The following is a 25,469-nucleotide window of genomic DNA, read 5'->3' as shown; positions in this document are numbered from 1 at the left end:
GAGCACTGCGGACACAGCGGCAACGGGGGCCGCCTCACTCCGAGCTTTTGAGCCGAGGCGGGCGACACATGGCGAGAACTTCGAGCAGGGTTCCGGACTCGCACTCCGGAGAACGGTCAGGCAGCCGATGAGCCTCGCGTACGGCGAGCAGCAGAGAACAGGCTCGGCCCTCAGCGGGTCCGGGTCCCAGTCGCAACGTGAGCTCGAGCGCCAGTACCACGTCGTGCTGCAGGATTCCCTGGGACATCCCGCACTGGGGTTCCGTGACGGCACCTGGTTCCGGCTGACCGTGTCCGGTCCGCAGCCGCTGCAGTTGCGCGGCGCGATCCGGACCTGTCCGCACGCCGCCGGGTCGATCGTGCAGATCGCGTGCTGGTGGATGCGGGAGAACCCGCTGCAGCCGCGGTCCCTGGACCTGGCCACGGAGCTGGCGCTGACGGTCGGCGAGCTGGTCCGGGTGTGCCCGGCCGACGGGCTCGGGTCGACGTCGATGGACCTGCTGCCGATGGCGATGGCGGCGGTGGCGCAGAGCGGGCCGCCGGTGGCCTCGGCGCCGGCCCTGCCGGTGGCCGGCCCCACCCCGACCAGCGGTTCGTACGCCTCGGACCCGCTGGGCTCCTCGGGCGGTTTCGGCTCGTCGGCCGGCTTCGGGTCGCAGTCGGCGCTGGGCGGCGGTTCGTACGCGACCTCGTCCGGCGACGCGTCGTACGGCTCCGGCACGGCGAGTGCCTACGGTGCGACGAACGGCTACAGCTCGGCCGGCGGATACGGCGCCGACACTTCGACCAGCGGTTACACCTCGGCTGGCACGACGTCGAACGGTTACGGCTCCACCGCCGGATACGGTTCCGCCGCCACCGCGTCGAACGGCTACCAGGCCACGAACGGTTCGGCCACCGGCTACGGCACGGGGTCGTACGCGGCCACACCCGACACCTCGCAGAGCTCTTACTCGTCGACCGCGGCCTACGCCAACGGCTCGTCCTACGACGCGGCGCAGACCTCCTACCTGCCGGCGACCACGTCCCAGCCGGCCGCGAGCGCGGCCGCCACCGCGGCGGCGAACGGCTGGTTCGAACCCGCCGACGGCACCGGGACCGGCGGTTTCCCGAAGATCCCGCCCGCGCCGGTGATGGGCCGCACGCCCGCGCCGAGCGCCGCGCCGACGCCGGCGCCCAAACCGTATCCGCCGTCCCCGCGCGGCTACGGATCCGCCGCCCAGCCCCAGGCCGCCCTGCCGGCCGCGTCCGCCCCCACGGGACGCGGCTATGGCGAGGGCGCCGACTGGGAGCCGCGCGCGGCCGGCCCGCGCCGCCCCTCGCACCAGCCGCGTCCACCGCAGGCCGCGGCTCCGCGGCCGGTGCCCGGGCCCGGCGCGAACGGCGTGAACGGCCAGGCCCCGCGCCCGCGCCCGCAGCAGCCCCGGGACGACTTCGAGCGCCGCTTGGGCCTCAACGAGCCGCAGGATCCCGGCCGCTCCAGCGACCGCAACCCGGCTCCCCAGCGGCGTCCGAGCGCCGCCGCTCAGCCGCGCGGGACGATGGGCCGGCGTCCGGCCACCCGTCCGGGGCGGCCGTCGGACTACTGAGTCACCCCGTAGAACCCTGCGATACCTCAACTCCTCAAATCCAAAGCCTTCTCATTTCAGGGCGGCCACGGGCGCGTCGAGGACGTTGAGGTCGATGTTGAGGCGCTTGCCGCCGTAGGTCTCGTTGCGGCTCCCGACGTACTGCTTGATGCGGCGGTGGCCCGGCCAGTACCTGTCGTTCAGCGTGGGGTCGCCGAACAGTCGGGGCTTCTTGTCCCAATGCGCGAACCAGGCCACGTCGGCCCGGTACGCGGCGCCGCTGTCGTACACCAGCGCCATGTCGGCGATGGCGCCGCCGGAGCTGCTGTAGATCCCGGAGATGAAGCCGCGGTTGTGCAGCTGGTCGGTCCAGGCGCTCAGGAAGGCCTGGACGTCCTCGGTGCAGGCGGGGTTGTCGCGCGGGTAGTACTCCATGTCGAAGTAGATGGGGCTGCCCTGCGCGATGCCGAAATGGCCGGCGCGGTCGGCCGCGTCGTCGGCCGCCTCCACTCCCTGGGTCCAGCGGCGGGCCCGTTCGATCAGGGCCGGGTGGCCGCCGCCGGGGTCCTTCCAGCACGGTGCCTGGCGGCCGACGTAGATCGGGAAGAACTTCCAGCCCTGGCCCGAGACCCGGCGAAGCCAGTCCGGGGTGAGGTTGCCGTCCGGGCAGGCGCGGTCGACGCCGCCGATGTAGACGCCGGTGGCGTGGTACGGCGACGACTTGGCCCAGGCCTGCATGACGTCCGTGGACGGTGCCGCGCAGGTGTCGAAACCCAGGCCCGCGTAGACGGCCGCGGGTTCCAGCTTGCGGCGGGGCCGGCGGGCGTGGGTCTTCGGAATCGGCTGCGGCACCTGGTCGGTGGCGTCGGCGTCGGCGTCGGCGTGGGCGTGGGCGTCGCCGCCTCCCGATCCGGCCTCGGCGGACGTCCTCTCGCCGTGGGTGCGGCTCACGGTGCCGTCCGAGGCGATCCGCACGGTCTCGGTCCGGCCCACCGCGACCGCCGGGCAGTCCTGGTCCGGCCCCGGATCACCGAGGTACACCGCGTGCCGGTCATACCTCATACAGGTATGCGGAGCGGCGGCCAGATCGAACACGGGCCAGTCGGCGGGCACCCGCACGCTGCTGCCGGCGAAGGTCACGCTCCGCACCGCCGGCCGCGACGCGGCCGCGGCGAACGCGGCGTCGGCACAGCTCAGGGCCAGAACGGCCGCGCAGGCGGCGAAGGCAGGCAGGCGCATGACAGTCGGGCTACCCGTCGGCGGCGCGGCGATCACGTAACGAAACCCCGGCGGCGCAATCGTCGGATGAGCCCACCGCGGCTGGCGGAATACCCCCATGGGGTATATGGTTGCGCCTGATGAGAGACTGAAGCCCGTCCCGAAGCGGAGGCAGCGATGACGGATACGACCTTGGAGGCGCCGGTGCCGTCCGGCCCCTTCACCGACGTCGAGTTGGCCATCGGCGGGATGACCTGCGCGTCCTGTGCGAACCGGATCGAGCGCAAGCTGAACAAGCTCGACGGCGTGACCGCGACCGTGAACTACGCGACCGAGAAGGCCAAGGTCAGCTTCCCGGCCGGCTACGCGCCCGAGGATCTGGTCGCCGTGGTCGAGCAGGCCGGCTACACCGCCGCGCTGCCCGAGCCCCCGGCCCCTGCGGCCGCCGGTGCCGGTGCCGGTGCGGACGGCGAACCCGCCAAGACCGCCGCCGAGCTGGAGGACGAGCGCCGCGCCGTGGCTCTGCGGCAGCGCCTGACCACCGCGGTGGTGCTGTCCGTCCCGGTGATCCTGCTGGCGATGATCCCGGCGTTGCAGTTCCGCAACTGGCAGTGGGCCTCGCTGACGCTGTCCGCACCGGTGGTGACCTACGCGGCGTGGCCGTTCCACAAGGCGGCCTGGACCAATCTGAAGCACCGCGCGGCCACCATGGACACCCTGGTGTCGGTGGGCGTCTCGGCGGCGTTCCTGTGGTCGGTGTGGGCCCTGTTCTTCGGCGACGCCGGCATGGAGGGCATGAAGCACGGCTTCGACTTCACGATCGCGCGCAACGACGGTTCCGAGTCGCTCTACCTGGAGGCCGCGTCCGGCGTGACCGCGTTCATCCTGGCCGGGCGCTACTTCGAGCACAAGGCCAAGCGCCGCTCCGGCGCCGCGCTGCGGGCCCTGATGACGCTCGGCGCGAAGGACGTGGCGGTGGTGCGGGACGGCGCCGAGGTCCGGATCCCGATCGGCGAGCTGGCCGTGGGCGACCGGTTCGTCGTGCGCCCCGGCGAGAAGATCGCCACCGACGGCGTGGTCGAGGAGGGCCGCTCCGCGGTCGACGCCTCGATGCTCACCGGTGAGTCGGTGCCGGTGGACGTCGCCGCCGGCGACGCGGTCACCGGCGCCACGGTGAACGCCTCCGGCCGCCTCGTGGTCCGCGCGACCCGCGTCGGCGCCGACACCCAGCTCTCCCGGATGGCCAAGCTGGTCGAGGAGGCGCAGAACGGCAAGGCCGCCGCCCAGCGGCTGGCCGACAAGATCTCGTCGGTGTTCGTGCCCACGGTGATCCTGCTGTCCCTGGCCACCCTGGCGTTCTGGCTGCTCACCGGCGACGGCGTCTCGGCGGCCTTCGCCGCCGCGGTCAGCGTCCTGATCATCGCCTGCCCCTGCGCCCTGGGCCTGGCCACCCCGACCGCGCTTCTGGTCGGCACCGGCCGCGGCGCGCAGCTCGGCGTCCTGATCAAGGGTCCGGAGGTGCTGGAGAACACCCGCAGGGCCGACACCATCGTGCTGGACAAGACCGGCACCGTCACCACCGGCGGCATGGCGCTGGTCGGGGTGAGCGTCGCCGAGGGCGAGTCCGAGGACGAGGCGCTGCGTCTGGCCGGCGCGCTGGAGCACGCGAGCGAGCATCCGATCGCCCGGGCGGTCGCCGCCGCGGCGGCCGAGCGGTTCGAACACTCCGGCGGGCTGCCCGCGGTCGAGGGTTTCGAGAACGTCGAGGGCCTGGGCGTCCAAGGCGTGGTCGACGGCCACGCGGTCGTGGTCGGCCGGGAGAAGCTGCTGGCCGAGTGGGCCCAGCACCTGACCCCGGAGCTGGCCGCGGCCAAGGCCGCCGCCGAGGCGGCGGGCCGCACCGCGATCGCGGTCGGCTGGGACGGCCGGGCCCGGGCGGTGCTGGAGGTCGCCGACGCCGTGAAGCCCACCAGTGCCGAGGCGATCCGCGAGCTGCGGGCCCTGGGGCTGACGCCGGTGCTGCTCACCGGCGACAACGAGACCGTGGCCCGCGCCGTGGCGGCCGAGGTCGGCATCGACGAGGTGCTGGCCGAGGTGCTGCCGGTGGGCAAGGTCGAGGCGGTGAAGCGGCTGCAGGCCGAGGGCCGGGTGGTGGCGATGGTCGGCGACGGCGTCAACGACGCGGCCGCGCTGGCCCAGGCCGACCTGGGGCTGGCCATGGGCACCGGCACCGACGCCGCCATCGAGGCCGGCGACCTGACGCTGGTCGGCGGCGACCTGCGGACCGCGGCCACCGCGATCCGGCTGTCCCGCCGCACGCTGGGCACGATCAAGGGCAACCTGTTCTGGGCCTTCGGCTACAACGTGGCGGCGCTGCCGCTGGCGGCCGCCGGGCTGCTGAACCCGATGATCGCGGGCGCGGCGATGGCGTTCTCGTCGGTGTTCGTGGTGAGCAACAGCCTGCGGCTGCGGCGGTTCCGGTGAGACCGCCGGCGTGACCCGCCGAGCGTGTGGAAGCCCCGCTGACCGGGGGGAGATCGTCAGCGGGGCTTCCGGCTCTTCGGGTGCGGTGCGGGATCAGGCCTTCGGGTTGGTCTTCAGCGCCACGCCCGCCGGGCCGGCGATGTCGCCGGCGATCTTCGCGGGGACGTCGGCGCCGAGCGCGGCGGTCCCGCCGAAGACGTAGCCGTCCTTGAGCGCCGGCGCCCAGCCGGCCAGCCAGCCCTGGGCCTGCGTCGAGGGCAGACCGGTCGCCGGGTCCACCAGCAGCAGCGGACCGCCCACCTCGCTCATGAAGGCGCCGCCGGCCAGCGCGTCGGGCCAGGTCTTGCCGGTGGCGAAACCGACCGACTCCGGGGCGGTGTAGCCCTGCCAGTCGCCGAAGAACGTCCGGGCCACCAGGTACGAGGTCTGGTACCGGTCGGCCCCCACCAGGCTGTGGTGGTTCACGTGGGCGAGCGCGGCGTCCGCCTGGCCGCCCACGGCGTACACGTTGGCGGTCTTGGCCGCCGACGAGATGTAGGCCGCGACGGACGGCGGCAGCACCTTGTCGTGGGTCAGCACCACCACGCCGGTGACGCTGCCGGGACGCGGGCCGCTCTGGGAGGCCGCGCCGGCCGACAGCGCGTCGGGGAAGTCGTCGCCGGTGGCGGCCAGGATCTGGGTCGGGCCGTTGTAGGAGCCGGTGACCTCCTTGGCGATGGCCACCGAGGTCGAGTAGCGGTCCGGTCCGGAGACCCGCTTGACGTCGTAGCCCATCGCCTTCACCGCGTTGAAGACGGCCGGCGACAGCGCCTGCTCGCCGCCGAGGACGTAGACGGTCGGCTTCCACCCGCCGTTGACCGACCCCGGCGCCGGGCCCAGCACCCGGGTGATCTCGGCCTTCACCCCGGCGTCCAGGTGGTCGCCCGGAGTGAGCAGCAGCGGCGCGGCCTTCGAGGAAGCCAGGGCGCTGCCGCCGAGCGCGTCGTAGGGCAGGTCGTAGCGGGCCAGCACGACACCGCCCGCGGGACGCGTCGCGTCGTCGGAGCCCTTCTTCACGTACGGCGCGGTCGGCCACTTGGCCTGCGAGGTCGCGACCGCCGTGCCGATCCGGTCGTTCCCGGCCAGCCGCGTCACCGTGTCCTCGACCAGCGGCTGGTAGCTCGGCACACCGGCGTGATCCGCCTCCTGGCGCTGGCCGCCACCGTCCTTGGCGACCGACTGCACCGACGTCGGCGCCGCACCGGGCCCCGGGCCCTGCTCGAAGGTGATCCGGCTGCCGTCGGGGGTCCATGTCGGGTTGGTGTGGTCGTGCGCGTCATGCGTCAGCTGCACCGGGGTACCGGCGTGCGGCGTGGCGTTCTGGCCGTTCCACGGCACGGTCCAGAGCTGCTTGTTCCCGTCGGCGTCGGTGCGCAGGAAGGCGATGGTCTTGCCGTCGGGGGACACCGAGGGGGACATGCCGTTGTCCGTGGCCCGCATCGGGCCGCCGCTGCCGCGGCCGAACGCGTCCTGGACCCAGATCTCGTCCTCGGCCGCGGCGTTGTTGTGGTGCTGGAAGGCGAGGGTGCCGCCGTTGGAGTCCGGAGCGGTCTCGGTTCCGAGGGTGATGCCGTTCAGGTAGCTCAGGGGGTTGGTCTCCTGGACGGCCACTTGCGGGTCCGTGTAGGCCGGGACCGACATCAGCTTCGAGGTGCCGTTCGCCGTCTCGGAGAAGACGATCGCGGTTCCGCCGGCGAACCAGGTCGGGTGCGAGCGGGAGACGCCGGGCTTGGCCGGGTCGACGACGAAGGGCGCCCCGCCCTCGCCGTGCTGGGCGGTCAGGATCGCGCCGGCGGCGTCGGTGAAGACGTACCGGCTGCCGTCCGGCGACCAGGCGCCCCGGTCCAGGGTCAGCGGCGAGTTCGCCGGGCCGGCCGGCGCGGCCTGCGCGGCGGCGGTGAAGCCGACGGCCGCGGCGATGGAACTCGCGAGCACGGCCGAGACCGCGATGGACTTCTTGAGGTGCGTGCTGAGCATGACCTTCTCCTGCCACCCGTGTATTCAAGCTCTGTCATACGTAAAGACGTGGCACTCGCTCGGCGGTTGATAGGCGTTATCTGTTCGTTATCTGATATACGGGCTCTGTCGTGGAAAGGGGGGAAACCTCCGGACATGCGGAAGCCCCGCTGACTCCCCCTCGGCGTCAGCGGGGCTTCCCTGATCGGTACGGGATCAGGCCTTCGGGTGGGGCGGGGATCAGGCCTTCGGGTTGAGCGAGGACGTCGTGCCGGCCGGGCCGGCGATCAGGCTCGCGACGCCCCAGCCGGTGACCTCCGGGACCGCCTTGGTGCCGCCGAAGATGAAGGCGGAGGCGATGGTCGGCGACCACCCCGTCAGCCACTGCTCGGCATCCTTCGACGGCTCGCCGCCGACCGGGTTCACCAGCAGCAGCGGACCGTGCTCGTGGCCCATGAACGCGCCGCCGGACAGGGCGTCCGGCCACGTGACGCCGGTGGCGAAGCCGACCGCGCGCGGCGTGACGTGGCCCAGGCCCCAGCCGTCGAAGAAGGTCTTCGCGACCAGGTACGAGGTCTGGTAGCGGTCGTTGCCGACAAGACCGGTGTGCTGGTAGCCGATGCTCTTCAGGGCGGTGTCCGCCTGGCCGCCGACACCGTAGACCGGAGTCGGGTACTTCGCGTCGCCGTGCGCCTTGACCTGCGCGAGATACGCCGCGGTGGCCGCCGGCATGGTCTTGTCGTTGGTCAGGATCACCACGCCGGTCGCCGGGCCGTTGTCGTTGAAGGCCTCGGCGGCGGCACCGGCGGACAGCGCGTCGGGGGCGTTGTTGCCGGTCGCGACCAGGACGCGGTCCGGCTGGCTCCAGCTGTTCTGCCCGCCGTAGCCGTCGGTCACCTCGGTCGCGATGGCGATCGAGGTCGAGTAGCGGTCCGCGCCGGCGAGCCGCTTGACGGTGTAGCCCATGCTCTTGACGGCGTTGTAGACCGCCGGGGAGAGTGCCTGCTCGCCGCCGAGGACGTACACGGTCTTGTCGGCCTTCGCCGGGCCGAGCACCCGCTGGATCTCGGCCTTGACCCCGGCGTCCAGGTGGTCGGTCGGGGTGAGCAGCAGCGGGCCGTCCTTGACGGTCGCCAGGGTGCTGCCGCCGAGGGCGTCGGCGAATTGGTCGGAGCGGCTCAGCACGACGGCGTTCGCCGGCGACTTGCCCGCGTCCGGGTTGCCCGGGGCCGCCACCCACTGCGCCTTCGACGCCGCGATCGCCGTGCCGATCCGGTCGTCGCCGGCCAGCCGGGTGACCGAGTCGGTGTTCTGCGGCTGGTAGGCCGGGACACCGGGCTGGTTCCACTCCTGCCGCGGCCCGCTGCCGTCCTTGGCGACGGACTGCACGTCGGTCGGCGCCGCGCCGTGGCCCGGGCCGTTCTCGTACGCGATCCGGGTGCCGTCCGGCGACCAGGCCGGGTGCAGGTGGTCGTGGGCGTCGTGGGTCAGCTGCACCGGGGTGCCGGCCGGGTGCTGGTAGTTCGCGCTGTCCCACGGGACGGCCCAGAGCTGCTTGTTCCCGCTGCCGTCCCCGCGGACGAACACGATGGTCTTGCCGTCGGGGGAGATGGTGGGATCGGTGCTGTCGGCCGCGTCGGAGGTGGCGGCGACCGGGCCGCCGCTGCCGCGGCCGTAGGAGTCCTGGACCCAGATCTGCTCGTGGTTCGTGCCCGCGTCGTGGTGCTGGAAGACGAGCGACTTGCCGTTGGACTCCACGGCGGTCTCGGTGCCCTCGGGCATCGTCGAGGCCAGGAAGCTCAGCGGGCTGGTCTCCTGCACCGCGCTGTCCGGCGCGGTGAAGGCCGGGACGGACATGATCTTCGAGTGCCCGTTGACCGTCTCGGAGAACACGATCGCCGCGCCGGTGACGAACCACGCCGGGTGCGAGCGCGTGACGCCGGCCTTCGCCGGGGCGACCACGACGAGGCCCCCGCCCCCCGCGCGCTCCGTCACGACGGCGCCGTCCGCGCGCACGTACGCTATGCGGCTGCCGTCCGGGGCCCAAGCGCCCTCGGCGATGTTCCCGGCGTACTGCACCGCGTGGCCGTTCTGCGCCACACTCTGGGTGCCGTTGGTGACCGTGAGCGGGGAGTTCGCAGCCCCGGGCGGGGTGGCCTGCGCGCTGCTCGCGAGGCCGGCCGCGGACGCCACGGAGGTCGCGAACAGGGCCGAGGCCGCCAGCGACTTCCTGAGATGTGAACTACGCATATGCGACTCCTGGCACGTGGTGTTCAAGCTCTGTCACACCCAAGGACGCGGGCCCGCGGAAACGGTTGATAGGTGTTATCGCTTCGTTATGTGAATACTGGGCTCCATGCGTTTCGACGAAGTACCGAAGCCGGTTGCGATAGCCGCGCGCCCGCACGACGGACGCGGTTATCCGGTGCTCGCGATCACGCCGTGGGAGAACGGGGAGCCGCGATTCGCGATCACCGGGACCGCCCGGATCCTGATCTGCGCGGCCGAGCGGCTCTGCTCGATCTGCGGGACGCCGATGGCGCCCGGCTCGCCGGTGTGGCGGGTGGTCGCCGGGGAGGAGGCCGACGCCATGGCGGCGGCGCGGGCGGCGGGGACGGCGTATGAGAACGCCGCCGCGACCGTCGAGCCGCCCGGGCACCGCGCGTGCATGCTCTACGCCGCCGTGGTCTGCCCCTGGCTGGCGCGGCCGAACGCCCGCAGGTCGAACGACGCCGCGGCACCGGGATTCGAGATCGCGCGCGGTGAACAGCGCGGCTACGGCGGCGCGGTCGTGAGCTTCGACGAGTACGAAGCGGCCGTCGGGGAGTTCGTCATGTTCCGGTTCCGGGGCCTGCGCGAGTTCCGTCCGCACCAGCTCGGTGCGGAGCACCTCGACACGCTGCTCGCGGCTGTGGACGAACAAGACGCGGAAGCGGGCACCCCGGCGATCCCGGAGTGCCCGCCCTACTTGCTCACCGATGAGTCAGCCGCCGAAGCCCGCTATGCGCAGCACCTCCGCGCGCTGCGCGGAATCTGACTCCGTGCCGACCCGGTCCCGGATCAGTACAGCCCGGTCGGGTTCTCGGCGGTGGCGTACCCGGCCGGCCCGCTGATCGCCGTGCCCACCACCGAGTCGACCGAGCCGCCCACGGCGACCTTCCCGCCGAAGACCAGGACCCGGTCCAGCTGCGGCGCGCTGTGCCGCAGCCAGCTCAGCACGTCCCCGGTCGGCCCGGTCTTCGGGTCCGTCAGCAGGAGCGGGGCGTTCAGGTGGCCCGCCAGCGCGCCGCCGGACAGGGCGTCGGCCCAGTTCAGGCCGGTCGCGAAGCCGACCCTGGAGGGGCCGTCGAAGAAGTCCTGCGCGACCAGCAGCGAGGTGGCGTAGCGGTCCGCACCCCACACCGGCGTGAACTGCTTCGCGCCGCTGCCGACGTGGTAGCCGATCGAGCGCAGGGCCGCGTCGGCCTGCCCGCCGACCGCGATCACCGTCGAGCTGCCCACCGCGCCGGTGTGCGCGGCGCGGTTCACATAGGCGGCGGTCGCCGCGGGCATCGCCTTGTCGTCGGTCAGGACGACGACAGCCGAGTGGTCGCCCTGGACCCCGTCCGGGACGAACTGCGATGCCGCGGCGCCGGCCGACAGCGCGTCGGCGAAGTTCCGGCCGGTGGCCACGAAGATCCGGGCCGGCGTGGCCGCGACCCCGTTCACGGTGGTGACGGCGTCGGCCACCGCCACCGAGGTGGCGAACCGGTCGCTGCCGCCGAGCCGCTTCACCTCGTAACCCAGCGCCTTGACCTGGTCGGCGACCGCCGGGGACAGCGCCTGCTCGCCGCCGAGCAGGTAGACCGTCTTCTTGGTGGTGAACTGCGCCGGGCTCGGCTTGCCGAGGACCCGCTGGATCTCGGCCTTCACCGCCGGGTTCAGGCCCGCGGTGTCGGTCAGCAGCAGCGGGCCGCCGACATGGTTCGCCAGCGCGGAGCCGCCGAGGGCGTCCGCGAACTCGTCGGCGCGGGACAGCACGACGCCCGAGGCCGCGCTGCTGCCGTCCGGCCGGGCGGAGGACCAGGTCGCCTTCGAGGCGGCGATCGCGGTCCCGAGCCGGTCCGAGCCGTCCACCCGGTTCACCGTGTCCATGACGAGCGGCTGGTAGGACGGCACGCCCGGGGTCGAGCGCACGACCACCGGGGCGCTCTTCCCGTCGGCGGCGACGGTCTCCACGTCCTTGGCCTGGTCCTGGTCGCGGGTCGCGCCGGGGGACATGCCCTCGGCGGCGATGGTGGTGCTGTCCGCCGACCAGGTGAGGTGCGAGTACGCGGTACCGCCGGTGGTGACCTTCGTGAGGACCGGCTGCGGGTGGCCCTGCGCGTCGAACGGCACGGGGAGCGCGACGGTCTCGATCTGTCCGGCGGCGTCGACGAACGCCACCGCGTGGCCGTCGGGCGCGACCGAGGGAGAGGAGCCCTCGGTCACCTTCACGCCCGCCGGTCCGCGGGTGTTGCGGTCCAGGATCCACACTTGCGGGCCGCTCGGGTCGGCGTGCTGGTAGACCAGCTTGTTGACGGCGGGTGCGTCGGGGTGCGCCGGATCCCACTGGGTGAACGCGGCGTCGGGCGCGCTGTTCGCGCCGGCGACCCGCTGCGCCTCCTCGACCGGCTCGGCCACGGTCGGCTTGCCCATGGTCAGCCCGTTGGCGTCGACCGACAGCAGCTCGGAGGCACCGTTGACGACCTGCGCGAAGACGATCTCGGAACCGCCGTCCTCCCAGGTCGGGTGCGACCGGGCGCCGGCGCCGGAGGTCAGCACCCGGACGTCACCCCCGGCGGCGTCGGCCACGGCGAGCTGGCCGTCGCCGTCGATGTAGGCGAGGCGGGAGCCGTCCGGTGCCCACGCGGCGTCGGTGACGGCGCCGGAGAAGTGGACGCTCCGGCCGTTGACGGAGACCGAGGCTGTACCGTCGCTGATGGTCAGCGGCGAGGCGGCCGGGCCCGCGGGCGCGGCCTGGGCGCCGGCGGCGCCGGACAGAGCGGCGGCGATGGAACTGGCCACGACGGCGGAGACGGCCAGGGACGCGCGAAGGGAAGAACGCATGAGAGAGCTCCTGCTTCAGAGGGGAGATGGCTCGTTCGACGTCCCGCGAAGACGTTCTCTGTGGCCTGCCATACAGGAAGACGTGCCACTTCCTGGCCCGTTGCCGACCGTTACGAATCTGTGACATCCCGGCTCCCGGGAACCGCGTCCTACCAGTAATGCCGTGACGCACTGCCTGCTCGGGTAGCCTGGCCCCGCAGTCCCCGTCCACAACCGGAGAACCCATGCGTCTGTCCCTGGTCGTTCCGTGCTTCAACGAAGAAGCGGTGTTGGCGAGGTTTCACGAGGCCGTCCGGTCGGAGTCGGCGGGGATAGCGGACGAGATCGAGCTGGTGTTCGTCGACGACGGCTCCTCCGACGGCACCCTGGAGCTGCTGAAGAAGATCGCCGCCCAGGATCCCGAGGCCAAGTACGTCTCGTTCAGCCGCAACTTCGGCAAGGAGTCGGCGATGCTGGCCGGCATGAAGCGGGCCAGCGGCGACGCGGTGATCATCATCGACGCCGACCTCCAGCACCCGCCGGAGCTGCTGGGGCGCATGGTCGAGCTGCACAAGCGGGGCTTCGACCAGGTGATCGCGCAGCGCAACCGCGAGGGCGACAAGAAGCTCAAGACGGCGGTCGCGCGAACTTACTACAAGCTGATCAACAAGATGGTCGACGTCAAGCTGGTGGACGGTGTCGGCGACTTCCGCCTGCTCTCCCGCCGCGCCGTGGACGCGCTGCTGAGCATGCCGGAGTACAACCGTTTCTCCAAGGGCCTGTTCGCCTGGATCGGCTTCGACACGGTCACCTTCACCTACCGCAACGCCGTCCGTGAGGCCGGCGAGACCAAGTGGTCGTTCGGGCGGCTGCTGAACTACGGCGTCGACTCGCTGCTGTCGTTCAACAACAAGCCGCTGCGCCTGGCGATCTACCTCGGCTTCCTGTTCTTCAGCATCTCCTTCGTCTACATGGTGTGGATCATCGTGGCGGCCATACTGCACGGCAACCACACCCCCGGTTACGTCACCACCATCGCCGCCATCGTCGGCATCGGCGGCCTGCAGATGTTCACGGTCGGCGTGATCGGCGAGTACGTCGGCCGCATCTACTACGAGGCCAAGCAGCGGCCGCACTACCTGGTCAAGGAGACCGAGGCCGGGCCGCTGCGGCACCAGAGTGACTTCCAGGCGGTGTCCGGGGACCGGCAGCCGGCGCGGAACGAGGTCGGCGTGCAGGACCCGCGGGCGTCCGCCGGTTCGGATGCCGTGCCCGGCACCGCGCCCGCCCCCGCGCCCGACAGCGGACCGGACGCCGCGCCCGACGCCGTCAACGGGGTCCCGGGCGCCCGTGAGCTGAACGGAATCCAGTGACCAGATCCCTTCTCGCCGGGGCGCGTCGCAACTTCTACCTGGTGCTGGCGTTCGCCGTTCCGGCGGTGATCTTCTCCGCGATACTGGCCGGGACCGGGGTCTACCCGTTCGACCCGCACGGTGTGTACACGACGTTCATGATCGACATGAACAACCAGTACGCGCAGTTCTACTCGTACTTCGACCAGGCGGCCTCCGGCCACGGCTCGCTGCTGTTCACCTGGCGCGCCGACGGCGGGATGAACTTCTGGCCGATCGTGGCCTACTACCTGACCAGCCCCTTCGGCCTGCTGACGCTGTTCGCCTCCGACCACCGGCTGCCGATAATGATCGCCTTCGTCACCGTGCTCAAGCTCGGCGCCGCGGGCCTCGGCATGGCGCTGCTGCTGCGCAAGTTCCGCGGGGAGCGGGACGGCGCGGCGGACAAGGCGATGATCGTGGTGCTCTCCACGGCCTACGCCCTGAGCGCCTGGTCGTTGATCTACGCGTTCAACATCATGTGGCTGGACGCGCTGTACCTGCTGCCGTGGGTCCTCCTGGGCATCGAGCGCCTGCTCTCCAGCGGCCGGATCGCGTCGCTGGGGCTGGCCATCGGGCTGAATCTGATCATCGACTTCTACACCGGCGCGATGATCCTCGTGTTCGCGTGTCTCTACGGGCTCGCGCGGTACTTCGGTGTCCGGGAGCTGTTCGAGCGCAAGGACTTCCTGCGGACCGTCGGCAGGTTCGCGCTGGCGGGGGTGATCGGCGGTCTGCTCTCCGCCGCCTTCATCCTGCCGACCTATCTCGGCGGCCTGACCCAGAAGACCAAGCTGCACGCCGACGCCTCGATCAACCCGCCGATCCCGGTGCTGTCGATGCTGGTGCGCTTCTTCGGGGGCACCATCGACTACGCGTCGCGGACACCGAATGTCGGGGCCGCCACGCTGCTCCTGGTCCTGGTGCCTCTGTTCTTCACCGTGAAGAGCATCCGCCGCGCGGAGCGCATCGCGTTCGGCGCGATCTTGGCGTTCCTGGTCCTCGCGATGGAGGTCAAGCCGCTCTATGTGCTGATGCACGGCGGCCAGATGCCGAACGCGTTCCCGTTCCGCTTCGCCTTCCTGATCACCGCGCTGCTGACGTTCCTCGCGTTCCGGGCCTGGGTCGGCATCGACTCGGTGAAGCAGATCAAGTGGCTCGGGGTCAGCGCGGCCTTCTGGTTCGTGGTGCTGTACTGGGGACGGCAGTCCTACCCCCGGATCCTGCGTCCCGAGGTCGTCTGGTTCGACGCCGCGATCCTGGTGTTCGGCACGGCGATCCTGGCCCTCGCCCTCTACCTGCGCGTCCGGCCCGCCGACGATCCGCTGCCCAAGCGCCTGGCCTGGATGCCCCGGCGCCTGGCGACGCCGAAGGCCGCCGCGGTCGCCGCGGTCGCGGTGCTGGCCCTGGACGGCGCCGGCTCGGCCCAGCTGATCGCTCAGAAAGATCTCGGCAACCAGGCGGGTTCCTACGGATCTCTGAAGTGGTCGAAGTGGTACATCGACCCCTCCACTTCCTACGGCCCGGTGCTGCAGACCCTGGAACCCGGGCACAACGAGTTCTTCCGCGCCGAGGGCTACGACCAGAACCTGCGCAGCACCAACGACGGCCTGCGCTACGGCAACTTCGCCTTCACCCACTTCTCCTCACTGTCGTCCGGCAAGCTGCACCAGACCATGGAGAACCTGGGCTTCGCGCACCACGAGGCGAACGTCTGGTCCGCGCACGCCGGCGCCACGCTGCTCACCGACGCCTTGCTCGGTTACCAGTACCTGGTCGGCACCACGCGAGAGTCCGCGGACGGGACCATCGACCGACTCGGTACCACGTTGCAGAAGACCTATGACGACACCAAGCACGGCCCGAACGACTCGGCGGACGTCACCACCGTCTACAAGATCGACAGCACGCTCCCGGTCGGCTTCCGCCTCACCGGTGACGATCTCGCCGACTTCACCAAGCCGTTGCCCGAGAACTCGCCCTTCGCCGCGCAAGAGCAGCTGTTCGGCATGCCCGGCGCGTTCCAGCCGCTGTGCGGCTCGCCGACGGTTCTCGGCGACGGTCTGGCCGGGGTCCCCGGTGGCGACGGCAGCTTCACCATCACCGCTCCGAGTAAGGCGCGTGCCGACGGCAAGGCATACACCGGCAAGATCGTGTGGAACTGCCAGTCCCCGAGCGCGCGCCAGGTCTACATGTACGCGCCCGGCGTGTTCACCGTGGGCAAGACCTACGTCCGGGTCGACGGTCAGGACCGTCCGGCGCCGCTGAATGTCAGCAGCCCCAACCTGGACAAGGCGAACATCCCCTACCCGCAGGGCTTCGCCAACGGCTTCCAGGACCTCGGCAGCGTCAAGGCCGGCTCCTTCACGGTCACGATGTTCACCCAGGACATGACCCCGGGGAAGACGTATCGCGTCGCCCCCAACCCGGTCCGCGGCCTCGACCCGGCGGCCGTCGACACCAAGGTCGCCCAGCTGCGCTCCGGCGGCGTCAGCGCCGTGCACTGGAACAGCACCGGCCTCGCCGCCACGACCTCCGGCGACAGCGCCGCGACCGTCTTCTTCTCGGTGCCGAGCATCCCCGGCTGGTCGGTGACCGTCGACGGCAAGACCGTGAAGACCACCGAGATGCTCGGCTCCTTCACCGGCGTGCCGGTGCCGGCCGGGACCCACCGGATCTCCTTCTCCTTCGCGCCGCCGGGCTTCTACGCCGGTATCGGCGGCAGCACCGTCGGCCTGATCGCGCTCGGCGTGGTGTGGTGGTTCGAGCGGCGCCGCGCGGGAGCCGGCAAGGGGAAGGCGGCGACCGCCGCGTCCGGCTCGGCCAGCGTGCCCGAGGGTGTGATGTCATGAAGCAGCTCATCAGGACCCTGGCGAACCACACCTTCGTCCGCTACGCCTTCAGCGGCGCCTCGGCTCTGGCCACCGAGGAAGTGGTGCTGTACCTGACCCACGGTCTGGCGCACTTCCCCCTGTGGCTGGCCACCGGCCTGGCCTATCTGACCGCGTTCGGCGTGAACTTCTCCATCAACCGGATGCTGACCTTCGCCGAGCACGGCGCGCGCGAGGGCGCGGTGCACAAGCAGACGGTGCGCTTCGCGCTGCTGGTCGCGGTGAACCTCGGTGTCACGCAGGTGCTGATGTACTCGCTGACCGGCATCGGGGTGAACTACCTGATCGCCAAGCCGCTGTCGACGGTGGTCATCACGCTGTACAACTTCTGGCTCTACAAGCACTGGGTGTTCAAGCCGGAGACGCCGAAGGCCGAGCCCGTTCCGGAGAACGGGGCTCAGCCTTCGGACACGGGTACGGACCGGGACGCGCCGGCGGCCGGCGGTCAGCGCTTGACCACCTTGTAGGCCAGGTGGACCACGCCGTTCCCGGGGCGCACTGAGGTCTGCTCCAGTTCGTACGGCGTCTCCTTCAGGTTGTCGAAGAACCGGATGCCCTCGCCGAGCATCGCCGCGACCAGGTCGACGGTCAGCTCGTCGAGCAGACCGGCGTTCAGCGCCTGCCGCGTCAGATCGGCGCTCCCGATGACGACGGACTTGCCGCCGCCGACCTCGGCGCCCTCCTTCAGCTCCCAGCGCTCATCGTCCGTGGTCTCGACGACCACGTCGCCGCGGCCGTACCAGCCGAAGAGGGTGCCGACGCCGTCGGTCGGGTGGCTGACGAAGCCGTCGAGGGACATGGACATGTTGGCGGTCACGAAGGTCATGATGTGCTCCCTGAGAGGCTGGTGCGCTGTTTCTTTCGCCCTTCGCTCATGCGTCGAGCGGGCCCTGCCGGTTTCGACAGGGCCCGCTCGACTTCTTCAAGATTCCTCCTGGCTCAGACACTGCGGGCGGTGATGTCGCCCTGCATGGTGGTGGCGCGGATGCTCAGCTCGGCGCTCGCGCCCGCGGTGTTGTTCAGGGAGTTGGTGACCCGGCCCATGGTGGTGCCCGCGTCCAGGGTCGCCGAGACGCCGGAGGCGGCGCCGATGGTCAGGTCGCCCTGCTGGGCGGTCAGCACCACCTGGCCGCGCACGGCCTCGGTGACGGTGATGTCGCCGCGCTGGGTGGTCAGCTCGGCCGCGCCGCCGCCGAGGCGGCCGACGGTGATGCCGCCGTCCTGGACGCTCAGGCGGGCGCCCGCGGTCTCGTCCAGCTTGATGGCGCCCTGAGCGCTCTCCACGGTGGTCTCGCCCAGGCGGCCGACGCCGCGGACGTCGCCGGCCGCGATCCGGGCCTGCAGGGCCGAGCCCGCCGGCAGCTGCACGGTGACTTCGACCGAGCCGCTGTGGCCCATCAGCTTGTGTTTGGCCGGACCGGCCTCGACGCGCAGCACGCCGCCGGCGAAGCCGACCTGGACGTCCTCGGCGGCCTTGACGTCGCGGCCCTTGCCCGGGTCGGCGGGGCGGACCTCGACGGTGGTGTCGCCGCGGTCGGCGGCGATGACCTGGATCCGGCCGGCCGGGATGTCGACGACGGCGGTGATCGCGGCGGGGGTCTCGAACTTCTGCATCGTTCTCTCCTTCAGGCTCTCTGCTTTCCGGCAACGCAAACGCTACGTTGCATTCATGGAGTCGGCAATCTCTTCGTTGCGCTCATGGCGCATCGATGCAGGTGGGATCCAGGAAATCGTTGCAGTGGCTTGAAGGAAAATGCAACAGGCGGGGATCCCGCCTGTTGCAATGATATGACGGTGAACGCGACGGCGGCGCCGTCGCGCCGCATTCAGTGGATCGTCGTCAGATCCCACTGCCCGGGGTAGCTGAACGCGTCACCCAGCGCCGACGCCGAAGCCGCCGAGATCGCCGCGGTCCCGCCCACCAGCGTCGCGGTGGTGATCGGGTTGTTCTTGCCGCCGAGGTAGTACCCGGTGGCCGCGGCGAGCACCTTCGGGTCGGTCAGCAGCAGCGGGACGCCGCGGTGCGCCGCCATCGCGCCGCCGGACAGTGCGTCCGGCCAGTTGGCGCCGGAGGCGACCACGACCGAGGTCGGCAGGTACGAGAAGCGCTGGGCCACGGCCACCGCGGTGCCGTAGCGGTCGGAGCCGAACAGCGGCGTGAACGTCACCCAGTTCTGCCAGGACGGGAAAGCGGTGTGCACGGCGGCCACCGCCTTGCCGCCGACGCCGTACATCTTGGTGGCCGCCGGATCCATGCCGGCCAGGTACGCCTGGCTCGCCGCGGGCAGCTTCGCGCCGTCGCTGAGCACCACCACGGCGCCGTTGTGCGAGACGTCGCCGGGCTGCGGGGCCGGAGCGCCGGCCACCGGTGTCTGGGCGCTGATGCCCAGGGCCCCGGCGGCCGCGCCGGCCGCGAGCGCGTCCGGGAAGTCGGTGCCGGTGGCGACCAGGACGCTGGACGGCGCCCCGTGCGGCGAGACGGTGCGGGCGATGTTCACCGCGGTCTCGAACCGGTCGGCGCCGGCCACGCGCTGCGTCTTGAACCCGGCGGCGGCCACCGCGTGCTCGACCGCCGGAGACAGGGCCTTGGTTCCGCCGAGCAGATACACGGTCGAGCCCGGCCACAGGATCCGGCGCAGCTCGTTGAGCGAGGACTGGTTCATCGTCTGCGGGGCGGTGAGCAGCAGCGGGCCGCCGGCCTGCGCGGCCAGCGCCGAGCCGCCGAGGGCGTCGGCGAAGGTGTCGTCCCGGCTCAGGACCGCGGCCTTGGCCTGGTCGTGGCCGGCGTTGCCGCAGCCGTGGCAGTCGAAGGTGCGGACGCTGGCCAGCACCGCGGTCAGATCGCGGTCGAAGCCGGCCAGCCGCTCGACGGTGGCCCGGCTGGCCTGGCCGACGTCGAACCAGTCGGTGTCGATGTTCAGGGTGAAGCCGCCGTAGCTCTCCTGGTGGCCGCCCTGCGTCTGGTGCACGCGCTGGTGGTTCGCCCACTGCGACGGCTTCACGTTCGGGTCGTCGGTGGTGTTCGTGTTGTTCCAGTTGGCGATGTCGACCACGTCCGGCGAGCCCGGGCCGTAGGCCGCGGCCTGGTCCTTGATGCCGGTCGCGGAGCTCGAGTACCAGCCGGAGCGGTACCCGGCGCGGTGCAGCTCCTGCGTCCAGCCCTGGGAGTAGGCCAGCACCAGCGGGGTGTAGCGGTGGTCGTAGTTCTCCATGTCGTTGTAGATCACCGACGTGGGCGGGAAGTTCAGTCCGCGGGCCAGGTTCGCCGCGTCGTCCGCCTCGGAGGAGCCGAGCTGGAACGCGGTGTCTGTGGTCAGCGTGTCGAAGTCGCTCTGGTAGTTCCCCTGGCTGTCCTTGTACTGGGCCTGGCTGCCCACGTACAGCGGCAGGAAGCGCCAGCCGAGCGCGGCCTGCCGGCCCACCCACTCCTTGGTCAGGTTCGCGGTGTTCTGCGCCTTGCAGCCCGGCGCGTAGCGCAGGCCGCCGAGGTAGACGCCGATCCCGCGGTAGGGCGACTGGAGCCAGGCGTCCATCGAGGCGTTGTCCGGCGCCCAGCAGGGATCGAACCCGGGGCCGGTGTAGACGGTGCTGGGCACCGCCTGCGGGGTCGGCGGCGACGCGGTCGCCGAGAGCAGCCAGGTGGCCAGGCCCGCCAGGGCCAGGGCGGCCGCCACGACCGCCGCCGCGACCCGCTTGGGCCACCGATGGAAAAGCGCTGACATTCCGACCCCACCCCTCGTTCCTGCCGGACACCGGCGGCGCGGGCTCCGGGTGGGAGCCCGCGCCGCCGGGTTTGGTGCTGGTGCGGCCCCGTCCCGGAGCCGGCTGTGGTGGGCGTCAGTTCACGTGCGGGTTCGACGAGTAGTCGACGCCGCCGGGACCGGCGATGAGACCGCCCGCCATCTTGTCGACGCTCGTCGGGACCGCGACGTTTCCACCGAAGATCTCGACGCGGTTGAACTGGCCGGCGTCCTGGCCGAGCCACTTGGCCACCCCGGCCGGCAGCTGCGCGCCCGGCGCCGGGTTGACCAGCAGCAGCGGGCCGTCCTCGGTGCCCATCTCGGCGCCGCCGGACAGGGCGTCGGCCCAGTTCATGCCGGTGGCCAGGCCGGCGGCGTCCGCCGAGCCGAAGAAGTACCGCGCCACGAGGAACGAGGTCTCGTACCGGTCCAGGCCGGACAGCGCCATGAACGAGCCCGCCTGGTAGCCGGCCGGGATCCACTGCGACTTCAGCGCGGTCTCGGCCTGCTTGCCGACGGTGTCGAGCTCGATGAAGTTGGCCGGCTTGGAGTGGTCCGGGTTCAGGTTGGTCCGCGCGTTCAGCGGCGCCAGGTAGTCGGCGGTGGGCTGCGGCATCGCGGTGTTGTTGGTCAGCAGCACGACCGCGTTCTTGCCCTGGTGCGCGTTGATCGCGCCGGCCGCGGCGCCGGCCGACAGCGCGTCCGGGAAGTTCTGGCCGGTGGCCACCAGGATGTAGTCCGGCGCCTTGCCCGGGCTGCCGGTGATGGTCTCGGCGATCTGCACCGCGGTCGAGTACCGGTCCGGTCCGGCGACCCGCTGGACCTTGTAGTGCAGGGCGCTCAGCGCGTTCGCCACCGCGGGGGCCAGCGCCTTCTCGCCGCCGAGCACGTAGACGGTCTTGGCACCGTCGCCGGCGCCGAGCACCCGCTGGATCTCGGCCTGCACCTGCGGGGTCAGGCCGGCGGTCGGGGTCAGCAGCAGCGGGCCGCCCACCTTGGCGGCCAGCGCCGAACCGCCGAGGGCGTCGGCGAACTGGTCGGAGCGGGAGAGCACGACGGCCTTGGCCGGGGCGCCCTTGCCGCTGCCGGCGGTGCCCCAGTGCGACTGCGAGGTCTTGATCGCGGTGTCCACGCGGTCGGTGCCGGCGACCCGGATGACGTGCGAACGCACCGAGGGCTGGAAGGCCGGCATGCCCAGGACGCGCGTGCCGGGGACCACCTGGGCGTAGGACGTCGTGCCGGTCCCGGTCGCGCTGACCGACTGGGTGTCGTAGTCCTTGCCGCCGGCGTCGAGCCACTGGAAGACCAGGCCCTTGCCGTCCGGCGTCCAGACCGGGTTCTCGAAGGCGTTCGGCGCGGCGGTGGTCTGGCCGGTCACCTTGGTCGGGGTGGCCAGGGTCCCGCCGGGGTTGCCGGTGCCGACGACGTTGATGTTGTCGGCGCCCCCGGCCGCGGCGATGAACGCGACCTTCGAACCGTCCGGCGAGACCGAGGGGTCCCAGCCGTCGGCGACCGCGTACGGCCCCGAGCCCGAGCTCAGGTCCCAGGCGTAGACCTGGGTCCCGCCGCCCTGGTTCACCTGGAACACCAGCATCGAGCCGACGGCGTCGGGGTGCACGACGTCCGCGCCGGCCAGCTTCCAGAAGTCGTGGACGAGCGGGGTGCCGTTGGCGTCGGTCTCCAGGCCGTTGGCGTAGGCCCACTTCAGGACCGCGTTGCCGCTTCCGGCCTTCTCCGACCACACGACGCGGGCGCCGCCGTCGATCCAGGTCGGGTGGGTGCGGACGGTGCCGTTGGCCGGCGCCGGCGCGACCATCGCGCTCGCGCCGCCGGGCACGCCGCTGAGCACCGCGCCGGAGGTGGCGTCGATCCACGCGGCCCGGGCGCCGGTCGGCGCCCACACCAGATCCCGCGCGTCGGCAGCGAAGTTCAGGGCGTACTTCGTGCCGGTGACGGTGGTCGTCGCGGACGGCGCGGAGGAGTTGCCCCCGGAGATGGTCAGGTTCGCGGTGCCGTTCGGGCTCGGCGTGGTGGCGTGCGCGGGGGAGATCATTCCGGCCGCCGCGGCCACCGAGGTGGCCAGCGTCGCGGTCAGCGCCAGCGGCCGGCGTGCGGAAGAGTCAGACATGCGATGGTTCGCTCCTTGGCCTGTCGGTCGTCGCGGCGCCGGATCCGCACGGCGGAGCGAACCCCCGTGCGGACATGCCGCGGCGCCAGACTAGGCCAAGCGAGCGAATGCGGGCCCTCATCTGGCCGGTATGCGTAGAGCGATTTCGTCATTACGCCCCGGACAGATTCTCTGATTTGCGGCCAATCGTGGTTTCGGGTTTTGTGGGACGCATGACGCATCCTGGGACAGCCGTGGCCGAGCCCCTCACCGGACTCAGCGCGGACCAGGTGGCGCGGCGCGTCGCCGCCGGCGAGGTGAACGACGTCCCGGCCAAGACCTCGCGGTCGATGGCGGAGATCGTCCGCGCCAACGTGCTGACCCCGTTCAACGCCATCATCGGCACCCTGTTCGTGATCATGCTGGTGGTCGGGCCGATCCAGGACTCGCTGTTCGGGTTCGTCATCGTCGCCAACTCCGCTATCGGCATCCTGCAGGAGTGGCGCGCCAAGCAGACCCTGGACTCGCTGGCGGTGGTGGGCGAGGCCCGGCCCCGGGTGCTGCGGGACGGCGTCGAGCGGGAGGTCGGCTCCGAGCAGATCGTGCTCGGCGACGTCATCCTGCTGGGCCCGGGCGAGCGGATCCCGGTGGACGGCAAGGTGGTCCGCGCGGACGCGCTGGAAGTGGACGAGTCGTTGCTGACCGGCGAGTCCGACGCGGTGCTCAAGCACCCCGGGGACGCGGTGATGTCCGGGTCGTTCGCGGTGGCCGGCGGCGGGGCGTTCGAGGCCACGAAGGTCGGGCACCAGGCCTACGCCGCGCGGCTGGCCGAGGAGGCGCAGAAGTTCACGCTGGTCGACTCCGAGCTCCGGAACGGCATCAACAAGATCCTGAAGTACATGATCTGGCTGATGATTCCGGCCGGGATCCTTCAGGTGGTGACGCAGTTGCACCACTCCGGCGGGGTGCGCTCCGGGATCAGCCGGACCATCGCCGGCCTGGTGCCGATGGTTCCGGAAGGGCTGGTGCTGCTGACGTCCGTGGCGTTCGCGGTCGGCGTCATCCGCCTCGGGCAGCGGAACTGCCTGGTCCAGGAACTGCCGGCGATCGAGGGCCTGGCCCGGGTGGACACCGTGTGCCTGGACAAGACCGGCACGCTGACCGAGGGCGGGATGGCCTTCGACGGGATCACGACGCTGGCCGGGGCGGACGGTGCCGACGTGCCGGTCGTGCTGGCCGCGCTGGGCGCGGCGGAGGAGCGGCCGAACGCGACCATGCAGGCGGTGATCGAGCGGTTCCCCGGCCCGGCCGCGGGCTGGACCGGGGAGAAGGTCGCGCCGTTCTCCTCGGCGCGCAAGTGGTCCGGCGTCACCTTCGCCGACGGCCGGGGGACCTGGCTGGTCGGCGCGCCGGACGTGCTCGGCCGCGGCACCCCGGCGGCGACCCAGGCCGAGAAGCTGGGCTCGACCGGACTGCGGGTCCTGATGCTGGCCCGGGCCGACGGGCCGGTGGACGCGGTCATCGAGGGTTCGATCACCCCGGTCGCGTTGATCACGCTCCGCCAGCGGATCCGCTCGGACGCGCGGTCGACCCTGGACTACTTCGACAAGCAGAACGTCACCCTGAAGGTCATCTCCGGCGACAACGCGGTCTCGGTCGGCGCCGTCGCGGGTGCGCTGGATCTGCCCGGAGCCGCCGACCCGATGGACGCCCGCACGCTGCCCGAGGACGACGCCGAGACCTTCGCGGCCGACGTCGACCGGCACTCGGTGTTCGGACGCGTCACGCCGCAGCAGAAGCGCGAGATGGTCACGGCCCTGCAGTCCCGCGGCCACACCGTGGCGATGACCGGCGACGGCGTGAACGACGTGCTGGCGCTGAAGGACGCCGACATCGGCGTGGCGATGGGCTCCGGCGCCGGGGCCACCAAGGCGGTCGCGCAGATCGTGCTGCTCGACGACCGGTTCGCGACCCTGCCGGAGGTGGTGGCCGAGGGCCGCCGGGTGATCGGCAACATCGAACGGGTCGCCAACCTGTTCCTGGTGAAGTCGGTCTACTCCTTCGTCCTGGTGATCCTGGTGGGGATCTTCCAGCTCCAGTACCCGTTCCTGCCCCGGCACACCACGCTGATCGCCGCCCTCACCATCGGCATCCCGGCGTTCTTCCTGGCGCTGGCTCCGAACTACGAGCGGGCGAAGCCGGGGTTCGTGCGGAGAGTGCTGCGGTTCGCCATCCCGGCCGGGCTGGTCGCGGGGACCGAGGTCTTCATCGCCTACTGGGTGGCGCGTGCCGAGTCCGGGTCCCTGGCACAGGCGCAGACCACTGCGATGGTGTCGCTGTTCGCGTGCAGCTTGTACATCGTGCAGCTGGTGGCCAGGCCGATCGTGTGGTGGAAGGTGGTGCTGATCGCCTCGATGGCCGGCTTGTTCGTGCTCTGCGTCGCCCTGCCGGTCGGCCGCAGCATCTTCGACCTGCACTTCGGCTCGTGGTACCAGTGGTCGACCGGGCTGGGGATCGCTGCGATCTCGTGTGTGGCGCTGGAACTCCTGTGGCGGTACCTGAGCGCGCACAGTGCGAGCCCGGCGCCACGACCGAGCGAAGCGGGCTAGGTGGGCTGGGGATAGGGGATGGTGGGGGCAGTCGGGGTCGGGGTCGGGGTCGGGGCCGGGGTGGTCACGGTCGGGTCGGGTCGGGGCCGGCGGGTTCAGGTTCGGGTCGGGGCCGGGTCGGGGTCGGGTCGGGGTCGGGTCGGGGCCGGGTCGGGGCCGGGTCGGGGCCGGGGCCGGTCGGTGGTGTGGTGATGGTGGCCGCTTGGTCTGTGGGTTGAAAGTCAAAGGCTGGATACGACCTTCGGCCATGGTGTTGAAAGCTCGCTGGAAATCGCAGTTCGTTGCCTCGTATCCGGGAACGTCGGCGGCTGTCGGCAGCGTGTAGTGGTTGCGTAAAATCAAAATCAGGCGCCTCCGGCGAGGGCCTCAGCTCTGGGGGATCACAACCCCCCGCGCGGGC

Annotated in this window: 15 protein-coding genes; 7 read left to right on the top strand and 8 right to left on the bottom strand. The window is 71.6% G+C overall.

The features are described 5' to 3' along the window. Positions 1-127: 127 nt before the first annotated feature. Positions 128-1,588: a hypothetical protein gene (locus ABD466_RS06205; RefSeq protein WP_344655969.1), complete on the top strand. Its 1,461-nt coding sequence runs from the start codon at positions 128-130 to the stop codon at positions 1,586-1,588. 51 nt (positions 1,589-1,639) lie between these two features. On the opposite strand, the gene ABD466_RS06200 is transcribed toward ABD466_RS06205, so the two are convergent. After that, the gene (locus tag ABD466_RS06200; RefSeq protein WP_344655968.1) at positions 1,640-2,806 is read right to left on the bottom strand and encodes a DUF1906 domain-containing protein; all 1,167 of its coding nucleotides are present in this window, start codon (positions 2,804-2,806) and stop codon (positions 1,640-1,642) included. 156 nt (positions 2,807-2,962) lie between these two features. Here ABD466_RS06200 and ABD466_RS06195 point away from each other — a divergent pair, with 156 nt between their 5' ends. After that, the gene (locus ABD466_RS06195) at positions 2,963-5,269 is read left to right on the top strand and encodes a heavy metal translocating P-type ATPase (protein WP_344655967.1); all 2,307 of its coding nucleotides are present in this window, start codon (positions 2,963-2,965) and stop codon (positions 5,267-5,269) included. Between the two features lie 93 nt (positions 5,270-5,362). On the opposite strand, the gene ABD466_RS06190 is transcribed toward ABD466_RS06195, so the two are convergent. After that, a complete protein-coding gene (locus tag ABD466_RS06190) occupies positions 5,363-7,285 on the bottom strand; it encodes a cell wall-binding repeat-containing protein (RefSeq protein ID WP_344655966.1) in 1,923 nt (640 codons plus the stop codon). 219 nt (positions 7,286-7,504) lie between these two features. Continuing rightward, complete coding sequence (locus ABD466_RS06185) at positions 7,505-9,514, bottom strand: cell wall-binding repeat-containing protein (RefSeq protein ID WP_344655965.1); 2,010 nt, start codon at positions 9,512-9,514, stop codon at positions 7,505-7,507. Between the two features lie 106 nt (positions 9,515-9,620). Between ABD466_RS06185 and ABD466_RS06180 the strand changes: the two genes are divergently transcribed. Beyond that, the gene (locus ABD466_RS06180) at positions 9,621-10,301 is read left to right on the top strand and encodes a hypothetical protein (RefSeq protein ID WP_344655964.1); all 681 of its coding nucleotides are present in this window, start codon (positions 9,621-9,623) and stop codon (positions 10,299-10,301) included. A 23-nt stretch (positions 10,302-10,324) separates the two neighbouring features. Here the strand turns inward: ABD466_RS06180 and ABD466_RS06175 are convergent, their stop codons facing one another. After that, complete coding sequence (locus ABD466_RS06175; RefSeq protein WP_344655963.1) at positions 10,325-12,352, bottom strand: cell wall-binding repeat-containing protein; 2,028 nt, start codon at positions 12,350-12,352, stop codon at positions 10,325-10,327. A 224-nt stretch (positions 12,353-12,576) separates the two neighbouring features. Here ABD466_RS06175 and ABD466_RS06170 point away from each other — a divergent pair, with 224 nt between their 5' ends. Genes ABD466_RS06170 through ABD466_RS06160 form a run of 3 tightly spaced genes read left to right on the top strand, consistent with a single transcriptional unit; the run spans position 12,577 to position 17,080 of the window. Then, on the top strand, positions 12,577-13,704 hold the full coding sequence (locus ABD466_RS06170) for a glycosyltransferase family 2 protein (protein WP_344655962.1): 1,128 nt from the start codon (positions 12,577-12,579) through the stop codon (positions 13,702-13,704). Then, a complete protein-coding gene (locus ABD466_RS06165) occupies positions 13,701-16,574 on the top strand; it encodes a YfhO family protein (protein ID WP_344655961.1) in 2,874 nt (957 codons plus the stop codon). Before ABD466_RS06170 ends, ABD466_RS06165 begins: the two co-directional genes overlap by 4 nt. Beyond that, positions 16,571-17,080 carry a GtrA family protein gene (locus ABD466_RS06160; RefSeq protein ID WP_344655960.1) on the top strand — a complete coding sequence of 170 codons (510 nt, stop codon included), beginning with the start codon at positions 16,571-16,573 and terminating at the stop codon, positions 17,078-17,080. Before ABD466_RS06165 ends, ABD466_RS06160 begins: the two co-directional genes overlap by 4 nt. Here ABD466_RS06160 and ABD466_RS06155 read toward each other — a convergent pair. From ABD466_RS06155 to ABD466_RS06140, 4 genes are all read right to left on the bottom strand, one after another. Beyond that, entirely contained in the window at positions 17,059-17,439 is a 381-nt protein-coding gene (locus ABD466_RS06155; protein ID WP_344655959.1) for a dihydrofolate reductase family protein, read from the bottom strand. The two genes, ABD466_RS06160 and ABD466_RS06155, sit on opposite strands and share 22 nt — an antisense overlap. A 113-nt stretch (positions 17,440-17,552) precedes the next feature. Then, the gene (locus tag ABD466_RS06150; protein WP_344655958.1) at positions 17,553-18,227 is read right to left on the bottom strand and encodes a DUF4097 family beta strand repeat-containing protein; all 675 of its coding nucleotides are present in this window, start codon (positions 18,225-18,227) and stop codon (positions 17,553-17,555) included. A 212-nt stretch (positions 18,228-18,439) separates the two neighbouring features. Next, positions 18,440-20,335 carry a glycoside hydrolase domain-containing protein gene (locus tag ABD466_RS06145; RefSeq protein WP_344655957.1) on the bottom strand — a complete coding sequence of 632 codons (1,896 nt, stop codon included), beginning with the start codon at positions 20,333-20,335 and terminating at the stop codon, positions 18,440-18,442. A gap of 115 nt (positions 20,336-20,450) precedes the next feature. Beyond that, positions 20,451-22,481: a cell wall-binding repeat-containing protein gene (locus ABD466_RS06140; protein ID WP_344655956.1), complete on the bottom strand. Its 2,031-nt coding sequence runs from the start codon at positions 22,479-22,481 to the stop codon at positions 20,451-20,453. Between the two features lie 212 nt (positions 22,482-22,693). Here ABD466_RS06140 and ABD466_RS06135 point away from each other — a divergent pair, with 212 nt between their 5' ends. Beyond that, positions 22,694-25,069, top strand: coding sequence for an HAD-IC family P-type ATPase (locus ABD466_RS06135; RefSeq protein WP_344655955.1), 2,376 nt, complete (start codon positions 22,694-22,696; stop codon positions 25,067-25,069). Positions 25,070-25,469 lie beyond the last annotated feature (400 nt).

The organism is Catenulispora subtropica (assembly GCF_039531675.1).
Taxonomy (GTDB): Bacteria; Actinomycetota; Actinomycetes; order Streptomycetales; family Catenulisporaceae; genus Catenulispora; species Catenulispora subtropica.
The sequence above is the reverse complement of the archived record's forward strand: the minus strand, read 5'-3'. Positions and strand labels throughout refer to the sequence as shown.